Source organism: Nocardioides ginsengisegetis (genome assembly GCF_014138045.1).
GTDB classification, from domain to species: Bacteria; Actinomycetota; Actinomycetes; order Propionibacteriales; family Nocardioidaceae; genus Nocardioides; species Nocardioides ginsengisegetis.
Genome location: NZ_JACGXA010000001.1, coordinates 2,971,215 through 2,987,205, shown reverse-complemented (window position 1 = coordinate 2,987,205; position 15,991 = coordinate 2,971,215). Strand labels below are relative to the sequence as shown.

General features: G+C 72.2%; 16 protein-coding genes. 13 read left to right on the top strand and 3 right to left on the bottom strand.

The window, feature by feature from the left end; translation table 11 throughout:
* The first annotated feature begins 80 nt into the window (after nucleotides 1-80).
* The 4 genes from FB382_RS14380 to ilvA are packed head-to-tail and all read left to right on the top strand — an operon-like array spanning nucleotide 81 to nucleotide 5,200.
* Nucleotides 81-1,244, top strand: coding sequence for a cystathionine gamma-synthase (locus FB382_RS14380; RefSeq protein ID WP_182540188.1), 1,164 nt, complete (start codon nucleotides 81-83; stop codon nucleotides 1,242-1,244).
* A complete protein-coding gene (locus tag FB382_RS14375; protein WP_182540186.1) occupies nucleotides 1,231-2,610 on the top strand; it encodes a glutamate mutase L in 1,380 nt (459 codons plus the stop codon). Before FB382_RS14380 ends, FB382_RS14375 begins: the two co-directional genes overlap by 14 nt.
* Before the next feature lie 9 nt (nucleotides 2,611-2,619).
* Nucleotides 2,620-3,993, top strand: a complete 1,374-nt coding sequence (locus FB382_RS14370; protein ID WP_343055613.1) for an AI-2E family transporter — start codon at nucleotides 2,620-2,622, stop codon at nucleotides 3,991-3,993.
* Nucleotides 3,986-5,200 (top strand): threonine ammonia-lyase, encoded by a 1,215-nt coding sequence (gene ilvA / locus FB382_RS14365; RefSeq protein WP_182540184.1) that lies wholly within the window; start codon nucleotides 3,986-3,988, stop codon nucleotides 5,198-5,200. The genes FB382_RS14370 and ilvA overlap by 8 nt, the downstream gene beginning before the upstream one ends.
* Nucleotides 5,201-5,203: 3 nt before the next feature.
* Here the strand turns inward: ilvA and greA are convergent, their stop codons facing one another.
* Complete coding sequence (gene greA, locus FB382_RS14360; RefSeq protein WP_182540182.1) at nucleotides 5,204-5,713, bottom strand: transcription elongation factor GreA; 510 nt, start codon at nucleotides 5,711-5,713, stop codon at nucleotides 5,204-5,206.
* A gap of 192 nt (nucleotides 5,714-5,905) precedes the next feature.
* A complete protein-coding gene (locus FB382_RS14355; protein WP_182540180.1) occupies nucleotides 5,906-6,307 on the bottom strand; it encodes a DUF4307 domain-containing protein in 402 nt (133 codons plus the stop codon).
* A gap of 29 nt (nucleotides 6,308-6,336) precedes the next feature.
* On the opposite strand from FB382_RS14355, the gene mca reads away from it, so the two are divergent.
* The 6 genes from mca (at nucleotide 6,337) to FB382_RS22915 (ending at nucleotide 11,666) form a co-directional block, all read left to right on the top strand.
* Entirely contained in the window at nucleotides 6,337-7,230 is an 894-nt protein-coding gene (gene mca, locus FB382_RS14350; protein ID WP_125038161.1) for a mycothiol conjugate amidase Mca, read from the top strand.
* An 86-nt stretch (nucleotides 7,231-7,316) separates the two neighbouring features.
* Nucleotides 7,317-8,183: an endonuclease/exonuclease/phosphatase family protein gene (locus tag FB382_RS14345; protein ID WP_182540178.1), complete on the top strand. Its 867-nt coding sequence runs from the start codon at nucleotides 7,317-7,319 to the stop codon at nucleotides 8,181-8,183.
* 41 nt (nucleotides 8,184-8,224) lie between these two features.
* Nucleotides 8,225-8,455 carry a hypothetical protein gene (locus tag FB382_RS14340; RefSeq protein WP_125038158.1) on the top strand — a complete coding sequence of 77 codons (231 nt, stop codon included), beginning with the start codon at nucleotides 8,225-8,227 and terminating at the stop codon, nucleotides 8,453-8,455.
* An 86-nt stretch (nucleotides 8,456-8,541) separates the two neighbouring features.
* Nucleotides 8,542-9,495 carry an endonuclease/exonuclease/phosphatase family protein gene (locus FB382_RS14335; RefSeq protein ID WP_182540176.1) on the top strand — a complete coding sequence of 318 codons (954 nt, stop codon included), beginning with the start codon at nucleotides 8,542-8,544 and terminating at the stop codon, nucleotides 9,493-9,495.
* A 90-nt stretch (nucleotides 9,496-9,585) separates the two neighbouring features.
* Nucleotides 9,586-10,497 carry an endonuclease/exonuclease/phosphatase family protein gene (locus FB382_RS14330; protein ID WP_182540174.1) on the top strand — a complete coding sequence of 304 codons (912 nt, stop codon included), beginning with the start codon at nucleotides 9,586-9,588 and terminating at the stop codon, nucleotides 10,495-10,497.
* Between the two features lie 101 nt (nucleotides 10,498-10,598).
* The gene (locus FB382_RS22915; protein ID WP_182540172.1) at nucleotides 10,599-11,666 is read left to right on the top strand and encodes an endonuclease/exonuclease/phosphatase family protein; all 1,068 of its coding nucleotides are present in this window, start codon (nucleotides 10,599-10,601) and stop codon (nucleotides 11,664-11,666) included.
* 3 nt (nucleotides 11,667-11,669) lie between these two features.
* Here the strand turns inward: FB382_RS22915 and FB382_RS14320 are convergent, their stop codons facing one another.
* The gene (locus tag FB382_RS14320; protein WP_182540170.1) at nucleotides 11,670-12,269 is read right to left on the bottom strand and encodes a class I SAM-dependent methyltransferase; all 600 of its coding nucleotides are present in this window, start codon (nucleotides 12,267-12,269) and stop codon (nucleotides 11,670-11,672) included.
* Nucleotides 12,270-12,362: 93 nt separating this feature from the next.
* Here FB382_RS14320 and FB382_RS14315 point away from each other — a divergent pair, with 93 nt between their 5' ends.
* The 3 genes from FB382_RS14315 to FB382_RS14305 are packed head-to-tail and all read left to right on the top strand — an operon-like array spanning nucleotide 12,363 to nucleotide 15,990.
* Nucleotides 12,363-12,809 (top strand): hypothetical protein, encoded by a 447-nt coding sequence (locus tag FB382_RS14315; protein ID WP_182540168.1) that lies wholly within the window; start codon nucleotides 12,363-12,365, stop codon nucleotides 12,807-12,809.
* 50 nt (nucleotides 12,810-12,859) lie between these two features.
* Complete coding sequence (locus FB382_RS22910; RefSeq protein ID WP_182540165.1) at nucleotides 12,860-14,440, top strand: GMC family oxidoreductase N-terminal domain-containing protein; 1,581 nt, start codon at nucleotides 12,860-12,862, stop codon at nucleotides 14,438-14,440.
* A complete protein-coding gene (locus FB382_RS14305) occupies nucleotides 14,437-15,990 on the top strand; it encodes an aldehyde dehydrogenase family protein (RefSeq protein ID WP_182540163.1) in 1,554 nt (517 codons plus the stop codon). Before FB382_RS22910 ends, FB382_RS14305 begins: the two co-directional genes overlap by 4 nt.
* Nucleotide 15,991: the final 1 nt, after the last annotated feature.

The window sequence follows — 15,991 nt, the reverse complement described above, 5'->3', positions numbered from 1 at the left end:
GTGAACAACACCGGACCCGGCCGCGTCGTTCCCGGCCGGGGCGACGTCACCGCTCCGTAAGGACTGGATAGCGTGAGCCCATGAGCGAGCAGCAGCACAGGAGCAAGTCCGGTTTCGAGACGCGTGCGATCCACGCCGGCTACGAGCCCGACCCGATGACCGGCGCGGTGATCCCGCCCATCTACGCGACCTCGACCTACAAGCAGGACGGCGTCGGCGGACTGCGCGGCGGCTACGAGTACAGCCGCTCGGCCAACCCGACGCGCACCGCCCTCGAGGGGGCCCTCGCCGCCGTGGAGGAGGGGGAGCGCGGCTTCGCGTTCGCCTCCGGCCTGGCCGCCGAGGACACCGTCGTCCGCTCCGTGTGCCGCCCCGGCGACCACGTGGTCATCCCCGACGACGCCTACGGCGGCACCTACCGCCTCTTCGACAAGGTCGAGAAGGTCTGGGGCCTGGAGCACTCGCCGGCGGCCGTCTCCGACGTCGACGCCGTGCGCGCCGCCATCCGTCCGGGCCAGACGAAGTTCGTCTGGGTCGAGACCCCCACCAACCCGATGCTCAACATCGGCGACATCGAGGCGCTGGCCGCCGTGGCCCACGAGGCGGGCGCGCTGCTCGTCGTCGACAACACCTTCGCCTCGCCGTACCTCCAGCAGCCCCTGACCCTCGGCGCCGACATCGTCGTGCACTCGACGACCAAGTACGTCGGCGGCCACTCCGACGTCGTCGGCGGCGCCGTGGTCGTGCGCGACCTCGACCTGGCCGAGTCGATCACCTTCCACCAGAACGCCATCGGCGCCGTCGCCGGCCCGTTCGACTCGTTCCTGACCCACCGCGGCCTCAAGACGCTGGGGGTCCGGATGGACCGCCACTGCGACAACGCCGAGAAGGTCGTGGAGTTCCTGACCTCCCACCCGGGCGTCGCCGAGGTCATCTACCCCGGCCTCGAGTCGCACCCCGGCCACGCGGTCGCGGCGAAGCAGATGAAGCGCTTCGGCGGCATCGTGTCGTTCCGCGTCAAGGCCGGCGAGCAGGCCGCGCTCGCCGCGTGCGCCAAGGCCGAGGTCTTCACCCTCGGCGAGTCGCTCGGCGGCGTCGAGTCGCTCATCGAGCACCCGGGCCGGATGACGCACGCCAGCGTCGCCGGCACCGACCTCGAGGTGCCCGCGGACCTGATCCGGCTCAGCGTCGGCATCGAGACCGCCGACGACCTGGTCGCCGACCTCGACCGTGCCCTCGGCTGACCTGGCGGTCTGCGTCGACTTCGGCTCCACCTTCACCAAGGCGGCCCTCGTCGACCTGGGCGAGGGCCGGATCGTTGCCTCGGCGAGCCACCGCACCACCATCGAGACCGACGTCCTCGACGCGTACGACGCGTGCCTCGCCGACCTGACCGCCGCCGACCCGCGGGCGGCGGCCGCCGAGGTGCTGGCCTGCTCGAGCGCCGGCGGGGGACTGCGGATCGCCGTCGTCGGCAACGAGGAGCTGGTGACCGCCGAGGCGGGTCGTCGCGTCGCCCTGAGCAGCGGCGGCAAGGTCGTGGCGGTCACCGCGATGGCGGGTCGTCCGGCTGAGCGGGCGCTGGGTGACGCGCTGGGCCGGACGACCCGGCCGGACGTGGTGCTGCTGACCGGCGGCACCGACGGCGGCAACAGCGAGGTGCTGGTCGACGCGGCCCGCGCCCTGGCCGCCTCCGGCTGGACCGGACCCGTGGTGGTGGCCGGCAACGTCGAGGCGCAGGCCGAGGTGGCCGCCATCCTCGGCGGCGTCCCGCACGTGCTCGCCGACAACGTCGTCCCCAAGATCGGCGTGCTGGCGCCGGAGTCGGCCCGGGCCGCGATCCGGGAGATGTTCCTGGCCCACGTGATCGGCGGCAAGCACCTCAGCAGCCGCGCCGACTTCACCGCCATGGTGCGCGGCGCGACCCCCGACGTGGTGCTGACCGGGGTGGAGCTGCTGGCCCGCGGCCTCGACGCTGCCCATCCGGGGGTCGGCGACGTCGTGGTCGTCGACGTCGGCGGCGCCACCACCGACGTGCACTCCGTCGTCGAGGTCGACCCCGAGGACGCCCAGCTCTCCCGCGAGGTCGTGGCGACCACGCCGGTCACCCGCACCGTCGAGGGTGACCTCGGGATGCGCTGGTCGGCGGTCACGACCGTCGAGGCGGCCGACCTGCCCGACCTGGCCGAGGCCGCGGCGACCCGCCAGCACGACCCGTCGTACCTCCCCGACGACGACGCCGGCCGCGACGACGACGAGGCGATCGCCCGGGCGGCGGTGGGCCTCGCGCTGCGTCGCCACGCCGGCCGCAGCAAGGTCGTGGTCAGTCCCGAGGGCCGCGTCGTCGAGCGCACCGGCAAGGACCTGCGCGAGGTGGACCTGCTCGTCGGCTCCGGCGGGGTGCTGCGCCACGGCCGGGACGGCGTCGCCGCCCGGGTCCTCGCCACCAGCACCGGTCGCGACCTCGACGGCGGCTGGCAGCTGCCGGAGCACGCCCGGGTCGTCGTCGACACCGACTACGTCCTGGCGGCCGCCGGGCTGCTGGCGGGCCCGCATCCCGAGGCGGCCTACCGGCTGGTGCTGCGGCTCGTGGCCCCGGCCGCTCGGTAGCCTGTCGACGTGAGCAACGAGGCTGACGGTCCGGGCGCCAACGGCGTCACCGACCCCACGGACCCGAGCCCTGAGACACCGACCGCCGACGGGTCCCACGAGCCCCGGCGCCGGCTCCCGATCATCGGGATGCGCTCCCGCGACGAGGAGGAGGGCATCGCCCAGCGGATCGCGCACCAGTGGGCGCAGCTGCGCGACGTACGCCGTCCCGAGCCCGAGCCGATCGCCACGGGCCCCTCCAACTTCAGCCGGGCGCAGGTGCCGTGGGGCCTGGACCTCGCCGCCGCCTGGGCCTGGCGGTTCCTGATCATCGCCATCGCGGGCTACGTCATCGCGCGCGTGATCGGCTACTTCGCCGTCATCACCGTGCCGCTGGTCATCGCGCTGCTCCTCTCCGCGCTGGCCGTCCCGGTGGTCGACCTGCTCCAGCGGGTCGGCTTCCCGCGGGGGCTCGCCGCGATCCTCGTCGTGCTGGCCGGCCTGGCGTTCGTCGCCAGCCTGCTCACCTTCGCCGGGCAGCAGGTCGCCAACGGCGCCAACGACCTCGCCGACCAGGTCGTCGCCGGCCTCGGCGAGATCAAGAGCTGGCTCAAGACCGGGCCGCTGCACGCCAGCGACTCCCAGATCAACGACTACATCGACAAGATCCAGAAGGGCATCAGCGACCGCACCAAGGATGGCGTCAAGCTCAGCAGCGTCACCGAGGTCGGCACGGTCCTGACCCACGTGCTGGCCGGCTTCTTCGTGATCCTGTTCTCCACCTACTTCTTCCTCGCCGACGGCGACCGGATCTGGGCGTGGTTCGTGCGGCTGGCCCCGCGCGCCGCCCGCGAGCACGTCGACTCCTCCGGCCGGGTCGCCTGGATCTCGCTCACCCAGTTCGTCCGGGCCACCGTCATCGTGGCGCTCACCGACGCCATCGGGATCATGATCGTGGCCGCGATCCTGGGTGTTCCGTTCGTGCTCGCGATCGGCGTGCTGGTCTTCCTCGGCGCGTTCATCCCGATGGTCGGAGCGACGATCGCCGGCACCGTCGCGATCCTCGTCGCCCTGGTCGACCAGGGGCCGTTGACCGCGCTGCTGATGATGGGCGGCGTCATCCTGATCCAGCAGATCGAGGGCCACGTCCTCCAGCCGTTCCTGATGGGGCGCTGGGTCTCCGTGCACCCCCTCGGTGTCATCGTGGCGATCGGGTGCGGCGTGCTCGTCGCGGGCGTCGCCGGCGCGCTGGTCGCCGTACCCCTCGCGGCGGCCGTCAACTCGGTCGTGCAACATCTGGCCAGCAACACCCGTGTCGGGGACGACGCGGAGGAACAGCTGGCCGAGGACTACCAGGAGCTCGGCGAGAGTCCGCCGACCAACGAAAGCGTGAGGAATGACTGACCCCGGCACCGTCACCCTGGCCGACATCGAAGCCGCCCGCGAGGTGCTGCGCGGTGTCGCCATCACGACGCCGATGGAGGAGTCGCGCTGGCTCTCCGCGCTGGCCGGGGGACCGGTCAGCCTCAAGTGCGAGAACCTCCAGCGCACCGGCTCGTTCAAGGCCCGCGGCGCCTACGTCCGGATCTCGCGGCTCACGCCCGAGGAGCGCGCCCACGGCGTCGTCGCGGCCTCGGCCGGCAACCACGCCCAGGGCGTCGCGCTCGCCGCGCAGCTGCTCGGCATCAAGTCGACGGTCTTCATGCCGGAGGGCGCGCCGATCCCCAAGGAGCGTGCGACCCGCGCGTACGGCGCCGACGTGGTCTTCCACGGCACCTACCTCGAGCACTGCCTCGACGCGGCCCGGACGTTCGCGGCCGAGACCGGTGCGGTGCTGATCCACCCCTTCGACCACGTCGACATCGTGGCCGGGCAGGGCACCGTCGGGCTCGAGATCCTCGAGCAGTCACCCGACGTCAAGACCATCCTGGTCCCGACGGGCGGCGGTGGCCTGCTGGCGGGCGTCGCGATCGCGGTCAAGGCCAAGCGGCCCGACGTGAAGGTGATCGGCGTGCAGGCCGAGGGCGCAGCCGCCTACCCCGGCTCGCTGGCCAAGGGCGCCCCGACCGCCCTGGAGCACATGAAGACGATGGCCGACGGCATCGCCGTCGGGCTGCCCGGCGCCATCACCTTCGCCGCGGTCCGCGACCACGTCGACGAGATCATCACGGTCTCGGAGGACTCGCTCGCGCGTGCCCTGCTGGCGCTGCTCGAGCGGGCCAAGATGGTCGTCGAGCCCGCCGGAGCGGCCGCGGTCGCAGCGATGCTGGACCGCCCGACCGAGTTCACGACGCCGACCGTCGCGCTGCTGTCCGGCGGCAACATCGACCCGCTGCTGCTCGGCAAGGTGATCCGCCACGGCATGGCCGCGGCCGGCCGCTACCTCAACCTCCAGGTCTGCATCCCCGACACCCCCGGCGGCCTCGCCCAGCTGCTCGGCGAGGTCAGCGCCGTCGGTGCCAACGTGCTCGAGGTCGTCCACGAGCGCATCTCGCCCTCGCTGCACCTCGACGAGGTGGAGGTCTCGCTGCAGCTCGAGACCCGGGGCGAGCAGCACGCCGCCCAGGTGATGGGCCGGCTGCGCGAGCGCGGCTACCGCGTCTACGAATAGACCTCAGCCGGTGAAGGGGACCGCCGCCACGACGACGACCTCGAGGGTCTTGCCGTTGGGGGCGTCGTAGGACACGGTGTCGCCGACCTTCGCGCCGATGATCGCCGAGCCGAGCGGGGACTGCGGGGAGTAGACCTTGAGGCCCTCGACCGAGTCCTCGATCTCGCGGGCGCCGAGGAGGAACGTCTCGGCCTCGTCGTCGTCATCGCCGACGAACTTGTAGGTGACCTTCATGCCGGGGGAGACGGTGCCGTCGTCCTCGGGCGTCTCGCCGACCTTGGCGCGCAGCAGCATGTCCTCGAGCTGACGGATCCGGCCCTCGACCTTGCCCTGCTCGTCGCGCGCGGCGTGGTAGCCGCCGTTCTCCTTGAGGTCACCCTCGTCGCGGGCAGCGCTGATGCGGGCGATGACCTCCTGGCGGACCGGGCCCTTGAGGTTGGCGAGCTCCGCCTGGAGCTTGTCGTAGGCCTCCTGGGTCAGCCAGATCGTGCCCTGCTCGGTGGACTGCGTCATGGGTGTCTCCTGCGGTTCTTCGTGCGTGTACGGCGATGCGTTCTCGCCCGTGGTGGTCTGGGTGGTGCGTCCCTCGTCGGCGGCCGATCGGGCGTGCGCCGGTAGGTCGCGGGCCCATCCTGGACGGCCCAGCGGGACGGTCAGAAGGGTCAGTTTAACAACTGGTGACGCCGGTCGCAGGTTCGTCGCGGCTCAGTTGGGCCGCGGAGCGCCCGGTGCGGTGCATCCGACCATCTGCACCGAGGTCGCCACCCGCTCGGTGCGGATGGTCTCCTGCAGCGGCTGGTCGGCCCCCGGGTCGGGGGTGAAGGACAGCTCGCCGACGACCGTGTGGTCCTCGGCGTAGGCCCGGAGCAGGCACTGCGCCTCCACCGAGTCGTCGCGCAGCCGCACCTCGACCTCGGCGGTCACGGCGTGCTCCCCCTCGACGTGGAAGGAGACCAAGGAGGACTCCACCGGCGGGTTGGCGTGCTCCCACGCCGTCCAGCCCAGCCAGCCGAGGAACGCCACCGCCACGACGACGCTGGCCGCGATGACGGCGCGACGGCGCCAGGGCGCGGGGGCGCCGTACCGGTCGGCGAGGGTGGAGCTCACCCCCCAAGGGTCCCATCTAGGATCGCCCCATGCCGCAGCACCCCTCCCGCGCCGGACTCCGCCTCATGCACGTGCACGCCCACCCGGACGACGAGTCCAGCAAGGGCGCCGCGTCGACCGCGAAGTACGTCGCCGAGGGCGTCGACGTCCACGTCGCCACCTGCACGGGTGGTGAGCGGGGCTCGATCCTGAACCCCAAGATGGACCGCCCCGACGTGCTCGCGAACATCACCGAGATCCGCCGCCAGGAGATGGAGCGGGCCCGCGACATCCTCGGCGTCCGCCAGGACTGGCTCGGCTTCGTCGACTCCGGCTGGCCCGAGGGCGACCCCAAGCCGCCGCTGCCCGAGGGCTGCTTCGCGCTCGTGCCGCTCGAGGAGGCGGCCGCGCCGCTCGTCCGGCTGATCCGCGAGTTCCGCCCCCACGTCGTCACGACGTACGACGAACGCGGCGGCTACCCCCACCCCGACCACATCATGTGCCACAAGGTCGCCGTGGAGGCGTTCGCGGCGGCCGGTGACCCCGAGCGCTACCCGGAGCACGGCGAGCCGTGGCAGCCGCTCAAGCTCTACTACCACCACTCCTTCAACCGAGGCCGGATGCAGGCGATCCACGACGCGATGCTCGAGCACGGCCTCGAGTCGCCGTGGGCCGAGCGGCTCAAGGAGTGGAAGCCCGAGCCCGAGTGGGACGCCCGGGTGACGACCAAGGTGCCGTGCGCCGACTTCTTCGGCGTGCGCGACCAGGCCTTGCTGGCCCACGCGACGCAGATCGACCCCGACGGCTTCTGGTTCGCCATCCCGCGCGAGCTGCAGGAGAAGGTGTGGCCGACCGAGGACTTCGAGCTGGTCACCAGCCACGTCGGCGAGATCGGCCCCGAGGACGACCTGTTCGCCGGGATCGACCCGACCACCGCCGGATGACCCGAACGGGTCATCCGGGCCGTCGGACGGCCGTTCCTGGCCGGTAACCACCGACCGCCGGCCCACCCGCACCTAGGTTTCTCCGGGTGACCAGACGCTTCCTCGGGCGCCGATCCGGCGTCGTCCTCACGCTGCTCGCGGCCCTCGCGTTGACCGGCCTGACCTCGCCCGTGCAGGCGCGCACCCCTGCGGCCAAGGTGCCGCAGGACGCCGCCTTCCAGATCGCCACGTTCAACATCCTCGGCAGCCAGCACACGCTCGGTCCCGGCGGCTACGGCCCCGGCGCGCTCCGCGCCGCGATCACCGCCCGGCTCATCGAGCGCAAGGGCCTCGACCTCGTCGGGATGCAGGAGGTGCAGGCCGACCAGCTCGAGGTGCTCCGCCATGACCTCGACGGCTTCGACATCTGGCCCGGCGACCGGCTCGGCCCCTCGGGCCTGCGGCTCCAGATCGCCTGGCGGACCTCGAAGTTCGAGCTGCTCGAGACCGGCACGATCACCACGACGTTCGACCACCAGATGCGCCCGATCCCGTGGGTCCGGCTGCTCAACCGCAAGAGCCAGCGCCAGCTCTACGTCGTCGACGTGCACAACTCCCCGCGCGGCCAGGAGCACGACCGCGACAAGGCGACCCGCCACGAGATCCGGCTCGTCGACGAGCTCCGCGCCACCCACAAGGCGGTCTTCCTCATCGGCGACATGAACGAGCACGAGGAGGTCTTCTGCTCCGTCGTCGGCAGGACCGACCTGGTCGCGGCCAACGGCGGTACGGCGACCTCCGCCGACGACTGCCAGCCGCCGACCGGCTGGCTCCACATCGACTGGATCTTCGGCGGCGGCCCGCTGACGTTCAGCGACTACGGCTGGGAGGACGGCGCGTCCGTGCGCGCCGCCAGCGACCACGACCTGGTCCACGCGACGGTCACGCTGCCCGCCCGGGGCGACGGCGCCTGACCGGCGTACCCCGCTCGGCGGGGGAGTGGGACAATGGCGGCATGCCGCACCTGTTCCTGATCGCCAACCTGGTCGCCAGCCAGATCATCAGCCTCGTCGACGAGTCCCCGAAGCCCGAGGACGTCAAGGCCGGGTGGACCGCGTTCGCGATCTTCCTGATGCTCGCCGCGGCGGTCGCGTTCCTCGGGTTCAGCCTGGTCAAGCAGCTCCGCAAGGCCCAGGCCGCGCAGGACGCCGGCGTCTACGACCGGGCCGACGAGAAGCGCTCCTGACCATCGGACCCGGGAGTTCATCTCGGATTCGTCACGACGCGACCCGAATGCCGGATTCCGTCGACCGCGTTGCTTAACCTCCTGCGGTGCAGCTGACCAGACACGGGCTGGCGGTCCTTCTCGGGGCCCTCGTGACCACCCTTCTCGCTTCCCTGATCACCCTCGTCCCGGCCTCCCCGGGCCAGGCGCTCGCGGCCTCGTCCGGCGCCTCGACGAGGCACCACCGCGTGCACCACCACCGCACGCACCGGCACGTCACGACCCACTTCAAGATCGCGACGTTCAACATCCTCGGCAGCCAGCACACCGTCCGCCGCGGCGGCTGGGGGCCGGGCTACGTCCGCGCCAAGGTGACCGGCCGCGCGATCAAGCGCCGCAGGATCGACGTGATCGGCCTGCAGGAGGTCCAGCTCGACCAGCTCCGGGTGCTGCGTCGCCACATGCACGGCTACCGCTTCTGGCCCGGCACCCGCCTGGGCTACCCCGGCATCCCGCTCCAGATCGGCTGGCGGACCTGGAAGTTCCGGCGGGTGCAGTCCGGCTGGGTGCGCACCCCCTTCGACCACCAGCACCGACCCACCCCGTGGGTGAAGCTGCGCAACCTGCGCACGGGCCGGATGGTCTACGTCGTCGACGTCCACAACTCGCCCGGCCCGCGCCAGCAGCGCTCCCGGTTCGCCGCCACCGGCAAGCAGGTCCGCCTCGTCCGGCACCTGCGCAGCCACCACCGCCCGGTGTTCGTCGTGGGGGACATGAACGAGAAGCGCGGCTTCTTCTGCCGGATGGTCCGCAAGACCGACCTGTGGGCCGCCAACGGCGGCGGCATCCGCCACGGGCGGTGCCACGCGCCGGCCCACCCGCGGATCGACTGGATCATGGGCAGCGGCCCGATCCGGTTCAGCCGCTACCGCCACGACAAGGGGTTCGGGGTGCGCTTCTCCAGCGACCACGACCTGGTCCGGGCCCGGGTCACGATGCGGGTGCTGCGCCGCCCGCACCACCACTCCAGGGCCGTCTCCAGGCACCGCCACCGGCACTGATCGACCCGCGTGACAAGGCCCTGTGGGTCTGGTCACGATGCCCGTCCTGAAGTTGCGACGGGCCCCCCGGGCTTGGCTAACGTGAGTTGAATGCCCCCGTACTACCGCCCTTCCCGCATGCTCGCTGCCGCCGCCACGGCGACCGTCCTGGCCGCCGGCGTCCTCCTCCCCGCGACTGCGGACGCCGCCGACCCGCTGCTCCCGATCCCGGGCGGTACGACGCCCTCGCAGGGCGCCGAGCCGCAGCAGGCGGCCCGGCGGCCGACGGCCTTCAACTTCAAGCTGGCGACCTTCAACATCCTCGGCAGCCAGCACACCGCGGGACCCGGCGGCTACGGCCCGGGCACCCACCGCGCCCGCATCACCGCGCGGATGATCAAGCACAAGAACGTCGACGTGATCGGGATGCAGGAGGTGCAGACCGACCAGTACCGCGTCCTGCACAACCGCCTCGACCACTACCGCATCTGGCCGGGCACCCGCCTGGGCAACCAGGGCATCCGCCTCCAGATCGCCTGGCGCGAGCACCAGTTCAAGCTCCTGCGGACCGGCACCATCACCACCCGGTTCGACCACCAGTCGCGCCCCGTCCCGTGGGTGAAGCTCAAGAACCGGTCCACCGGCCGGAAGATGTACGTCGTCGACATCCACAACAGCCCGCAGGGCGAGGAGGCCGAGCGCGACTCCGCCACCCGCGCCGAGATCCGGCTGATCAACCGGCTGCGCCAGGACCACAAGCCGGTCTTCGTCGTCGGCGACATGAACGAGAAGACCGAGTGGTTCTGCAAGGTCGCCGGCCACACCGATGTCCGCTCCGCCAACGGCGGCCACGCCGGGCCCGACCGTTGCTCGCCGCCGCAGCGCCGGCTGCGCATCGACTGGCTGATGGGTGGTCGCCGCATCGACTTCTCCCACTACCGCGAGGACGACGGCGGGCAGGTGCGCCAGGCCAGCGACCACGAGTTCCTGCACACGCGCGTGCACGTCCGCTCGCCCCGCTGACGGACCTCACGACCCGAGGCCGGCCACACCCGCTGCTCGGGGCGGGTGACGGTCCTCACGGAGATGCCGCAAAGGACGGCCCGGGCGGCTAACCTTCTCCGGTGCGTCGCCGCTCAGCCCCCCGTATCGAGCACCGTCTCGAGCTCCTGGTGACGGCCACCCTCCTGACCGTGGTGGCCGTCGTCGTGGGCACGCTGATGGTGCCGGGACAGATGCGGCTCGAGGCCTCGCCGATGGCCTCGACCATCGTCGGGCCGGTGCCGGTGAAGGCCCGCCCGTCGGGCACGTCGCGCGGCGCCGACCGGCACCTCGTCCTGGCCCGCACCGGCACGAGCCTGGCCACGCTGCCGCCGTACAAGGTGCAGAAGGCCGCCGCGCCGCTGGCCAAGCTGCCGCCTCCGCCGCCCCCGCCGACTCCCGGGACGCCGTTCACCTTCCAGGTCGGCACCCTCAACGTCCTCGGCAGCCAACACACCGCCGGCCCCGGTGGCTACGGCCCCGGCACCTCGCGGGCGGGCATGCTGGCCGGTGCGATCGTCAACCGGGGCGTCGACCTGGTCGGGATGCAGGAGATGCAGGACGACCAGCTCGCGGTCTTCCGCAACCAGCTCCCCGGCTACGGCATCTGGCCCGGCACCGCGCTCGGCAACAACGGCGTGCGCCTGCAGATCGCCTACAGCTACGCGATGTTCGAGCTGGTCGACACCGGCTCCATCACCACGGTCTTCGACCACCAGATGCGCCCCATCCCCTACGTCCTGCTGCGCAACCGCGCGACCGGCGGCGAGTTCTACGTCGTGGACATCCACAACAGCCCGCAGGGTCTCGAGGCCGAGCGCGACTCCGCCACGGGCGCCGAGATCTCGCTGCTCAACACCCTCCGCGCCACCGGCAAGCCGGTCTTCGTCGTGGGCGACACCAACGAGCACACCGAGTTCATGTGCAAGGTCGCGGCGGCCACCGGCTTCGTCGGCTACAACGGCGCCCACTACGACGGCGGCTGCTACGCCGGCACCGGCCAGATCAAGATCGACTGGATCATGGGCGGCAACGGCATCACCTTCTCCAGCCCCGTCGTCGACTACGGCGCCCCGATCCCGGCCGGCACCGACCACGCGTTCGTGCACGGCACGACCACGGTCACCCCGATGGAGACGGCCGGCCAGTAGGGCTCAGGCCCGGCGGACCAGCCGGACCAGGCAGTCCCAGGCGGTGCGGTCCGCCTCCCCGTGGCCGTCGGGCACCTGCCGGGCCACGCGGTCCGCGTGGAGCACGTCGTACGCCGCGTCGCCCAGGTCGCCGAGCACGTCGCTGGCGGTCATCAGCACGGCCGGGTCCTGCGGGCCGCCGGTGCCCTCGGCCAGGTTGGTGGAGTCGTGGGCGACGAGCAGGAACGTGCCGCCGGGGCGCAGCGCCTCGAAAGCCCGCCGCACCGCCTCGCCGCGCTCGGCGGCCGGCAGCTGCAGGTAGGCGACGACCGCCAGGTCGTAGTCCTCGCCCCGCCACGTCGTCGCGTCGGCGCAGACCCACGCGACGTCGGCGTCCCCGGCGAGCCGGCGGCCCTTGTCGAGGCCGACCTGCGCGAAGTCCACCGCCGTCACCGACCAGCCGCGCCGGGCCAGCCAGATCGCGTTGCGGCCCTCGCCCGCGGCCAGGTCGACCGCGCGGCCCGGCGGCAGGTCGGCCAGCTCGGCCGCCACGAACTGGTTGGGCGTCACCGACCACACCAGCTCCGCCGCGGCGTACCGCTCGTCCCAGGCCTCTGCGTCCATGACGGTCACGCTACTGCCGCGGCAGCGACGTTCAGGTGGTCGGCAGGTGGCCCGGATCACACTCGGTGCCATCCGCCACCCCAGGAGGTGCTCATGGCCGAGCCGATCCCCGCCCGCGTCCTGGTCGTCACCGACCACCCCGAGCCCGACGGGACGCTGCTCCACGCCATCGAGGAGCGCGCCGCGCAGGGACCCACGCAGTTCCGCCTCGTCGTGCCCAACCCGGCACCCTCGGAGATCCACCTGCTCCACCCCGAGCGGCATGCCAAGGCCGCTGCTGCCGAGGGCGTGCTCCGCTATGCACTGCCGATGATCGAGCGGGCCGCCGGCGGCGCCGTCATCGGCACCGTGTCCGTGCGGCACGACCCCATGGACGCCGTCGAGGAGATCCTCTACAGCGAGCCGGTCGACGAGATCATCGTGTCGGTGACCGACCACCGGCTCGCGACGCGGCTCCACCAGGACCTCGCCCACCGGCTCCGCCACCACGGCCTGCCGATCCTCCACCTCGAGCACGCCCGGAGGGTCTCGGGCGAGTGAGCCCCCGGAACACCCTGTCGGGGTGACGTACCGGGGAGTAGGTTCGCGGCGTGACCCAGGACACCTTCGACTACGTCATCGTCGGCGCGGGCAGCGCCGGCGCCGTGCTCGCGGCCCGGCTCAGCGAGGACCCGCAGGTCAGCGTGCTGCTGCTCGAGGCCGGCGGGGAGGCCGACGCCGACGAGGTGATGATCCCGGCGGCCTTCCCGACCATGTTCAAGACCCGCTGGGACTGGAACTACTCCACGACCGAGCAGAAGCAGCTCAACAACCGCCGGGCCTACTGGCCGCGGATGAAGGCGCTCGGTGGCTGCTCGTCGATGAACGCGATGATCTACATCCGGGGCAACCGCGCCGACTACGACTCCTGGCGCGACCAGTACGGCGCCGCCGGCTGGGGCTACGACGACTGCCTGCCGTTCTTCACCAAGGCCGAGGACAACGCCCGCCTCGGCGGCCCGTTCCACGGCCAGGGCGGTCCGCTGCACGTCGAGGACCGCCGCTACACCCACGAGCTCAGCCACCTGTGGGTCGACAGCGCCGCCAGCGCGGGCCTCAAGCCGACCGACGACTTCAACGGCTCCTCGCAGGAGGGTGCCGGGCTCTACCAGGTGACGTGCAAGGGTGGCCGCCGCTGGTCCACCAACGAGGGCTACCTCCGCCCCGCCCGCGAGCGGGCCAACCTGACCGTCACCACCGACGCGCTCGCGACCCGCATCGAGCTCGACGGCGACCGGGCCACGGGGGTGCGGTTCCGCCAGGCCGGCGGCGAGCACACCGTGCACGCCACCCGCGAGGTAATGCTCTGCGGCGGCGCGATCAACAGCCCGCAGCTGCTGATGCTCTCCGGGATCGGCCCGGGCAGCCACCTGGCCGAGGTCGGGATCGACACCAAGGTGGACCTGGCCGGCGTCGGGTCCAACCTCCAGGACCACCCGGTCGTGCCGCTGCTCTGGTACACCCGCGGCATCACCGACCTGGCCCAGCTCAACAACGTCCGCAACTTCGTGCGGTGGAAGGCCCGGGGCACCGGCCCGCTCGCGTCCAACGTCGGCGAGGCGGGTGGGTTCTTCACCAGCCGCGACGGGTTGCCCGCACCGGACATCCAGGTGCACACCGCCCCGTCGGGCTTCTACGACAACGGCTTCCACGAGCCGACCAGCCGGATGTTCACCGCCGCTGCGACCCTGGTCTCGGTGGCCAGCCGAGGCTCGATCCGGCTGCGTTCGACCGACCCCGCGTGGCACCCCGCGATCGACGCCGCCTACCTCGAGGACCAGACCGACCTCGACGCGCTGCTGGCCGGCGCCCGTCGTACGTGGGAGATCACCACGCAGGGCGCCATGGCCGCCCACCTCGAGCGCCCCTGGAACCTCCCCGACGACCCGACCGACGAGGACCTCCTCGACCACATCCGCACCTGGACGCAGACGCTCTACCACCCGGTCTCCACCTGCGCGATGGGGTCGGGCGAGGACGCAGTCGTCGACCACCGGCTCCAAGTCCGCGGCGTGGAGGGCCTGCGCGTCGTCGACGCCTCGGTCATGCCCGCCGTGCCCCGCGGCAACACCAACGCACCCACCATCATGGTCGCCGAGAAGGCGGCCGACGAGATCCGGAGCAACCGATGACGACAGTCCAGGCGCGCCCCGAGGGCGCCACCACCTTCGAGTCGCTCGACCCCACCACCGGGGACGTCGTCGCCACCCACCCGGTGCACACCGAGGCCGAGGTGCGCGAGGCCGTCGCCCGGGCCCGCGAGGCGGCTGCCTGGTGGTCCGCGCTCTCCTTCGACGACCGCGAGAAGCACCTGACCGCGTGGAAGGGCGTGGTCACCCGCCGACTCGCCCAGCTCGCCGACCTCATGCACCGCGAGACCGGCAAGCCCCACGGCGACGCGACCCTCGAGGCGGCGCTGGGCATCGACCACCTGGGCTGGGCGGCCACGCACGCCGGGAAGGTCCTCAAGCGCCGCAAGGTCTCCGCCGGTCTCGTGATGGCCAACCAGGCCGCCACCGTCGAGTACAAGCCGCTCGGCGTGATCGGCGTGATCGGGCCGTGGAACTACCCGCTCTTCACCCCGATGGGCTCCATCGCCTACGCCCTGGCCGCCGGCAACGCCGTGGTCTTCAAGCCCAGCGAGTACACCCCGGGCGTCGGCGAGTGGCTGGCCCAGACGTTCCTCGAGTCCGTCGGCCACCCCGTGCTCCAGGTCGTCACCGGCTTCGGGGACACCGGCGCCGCGCTGTGCCGCGCCGGAGTCGACAAGGTCGCCTTCACGGGCTCGACGGCCACCGGCAAGCGGGTGATGGCTGCCTGCGCCGAGACCCTGACCCCCGTCGTCATCGAGGCGGGCGGCAAGGACGCGCTCATCGTGGACGCCGACGCCGATCTCGACGCCGCCGCCGACGCGGCCCTGTGGGGTGCCTGCTCCAACGCGGGCCAGACCTGCACCGGCGTGGAGCGGGTCTACGTCCACGAGCAGGTGTACGACGACTTCCTGGCCCGGCTGCTCGACCAGGCCAGGGGCCTGCGCGCGGACGCCCAGCCCGGGTCGCAGCTGGGCCCGATCACGATGCCCAAGCAGCTCGACGTGATCCGCAGTCACATCCAGGACGCCCTCGACCGGGGCGGGCGCGCCGTGCTCGGTGGCGTCGAGGCGGTCGGGGAGCGGTTCGTCCAGCCCACGATCCTCGTTGACGTGCCCGAGGACTCCCTGGCCGTGCAGGAGGAGACGTTCGGCCCGACCCTCACGGTCGCAAAGGTCCGCGACATGGAGGAGGCGATCGAGCGCACCAACGCCACCCGCTACGGCCTCGGCTCGACGGTCTTCTCCAAGGCCCGCGGCATGGAGCTTGCCTCCCGGATCCGCTCCGGGATGACCGCGATCAACGGCGTGATCACGTTCGCGGCGATCCCGAGCCTGCCCTTCGGCGGCATCGGCGACTCCGGCTTCGGGCGCATCCACGGGGAGGACGGCCTCAAGGAGTTCACCTACCCCAAGGCGATCGCCCGGCAGCGGTTCAAGCCGGTGCTGGCCCTGACGACGTTCACCCGCACCGACAAGGCCGAGCAGCAGCTGGCCCAGCTCGTCACGATGCTGCACGGCCGGGGGACCACGATCCCCAAGGCGCCGCGTGCCACGACCGGCGGCGTCAACCGGCGGCGACGTACCCGGTGAG

Bases quoted from the DNA above. Each gene is read 5' to 3' on its own strand.
- FB382_RS14380 (WP_182540188.1), top strand. From the start codon at position 81: ATGAGCGAGCAGCAGCACAGGAGCAAGTCCGGTTTCGAGACGCGTGCG.
- ilvA (WP_182540184.1), top strand. From the start codon at position 3,986: ATGACTGACCCCGGCACCGTCACCCTGGCCGACATCGAAGCCGCCCGC.
- greA (WP_182540182.1), bottom strand. From the start codon at position 5,713: ATGACGCAGTCCACCGAGCAGGGCACGATCTGGCTGACCCAGGAGGCC.
- mca (WP_125038161.1), top strand. From the start codon at position 6,337: ATGCCGCAGCACCCCTCCCGCGCCGGACTCCGCCTCATGCACGTGCAC.
- FB382_RS14340 (WP_125038158.1), top strand. From the start codon at position 8,225: ATGCCGCACCTGTTCCTGATCGCCAACCTGGTCGCCAGCCAGATCATC.
- FB382_RS14330 (WP_182540174.1), top strand. From the start codon at position 9,586: ATGCCCCCGTACTACCGCCCTTCCCGCATGCTCGCTGCCGCCGCCACG.
- FB382_RS14320 (WP_182540170.1), bottom strand. From the start codon at position 12,269: ATGGACGCAGAGGCCTGGGACGAGCGGTACGCCGCGGCGGAGCTGGTG.
- FB382_RS14315 (WP_182540168.1), top strand. From the start codon at position 12,363: ATGGCCGAGCCGATCCCCGCCCGCGTCCTGGTCGTCACCGACCACCCC.
- FB382_RS14305 (WP_182540163.1), top strand. From the start codon at position 14,437: ATGACGACAGTCCAGGCGCGCCCCGAGGGCGCCACCACCTTCGAGTCG.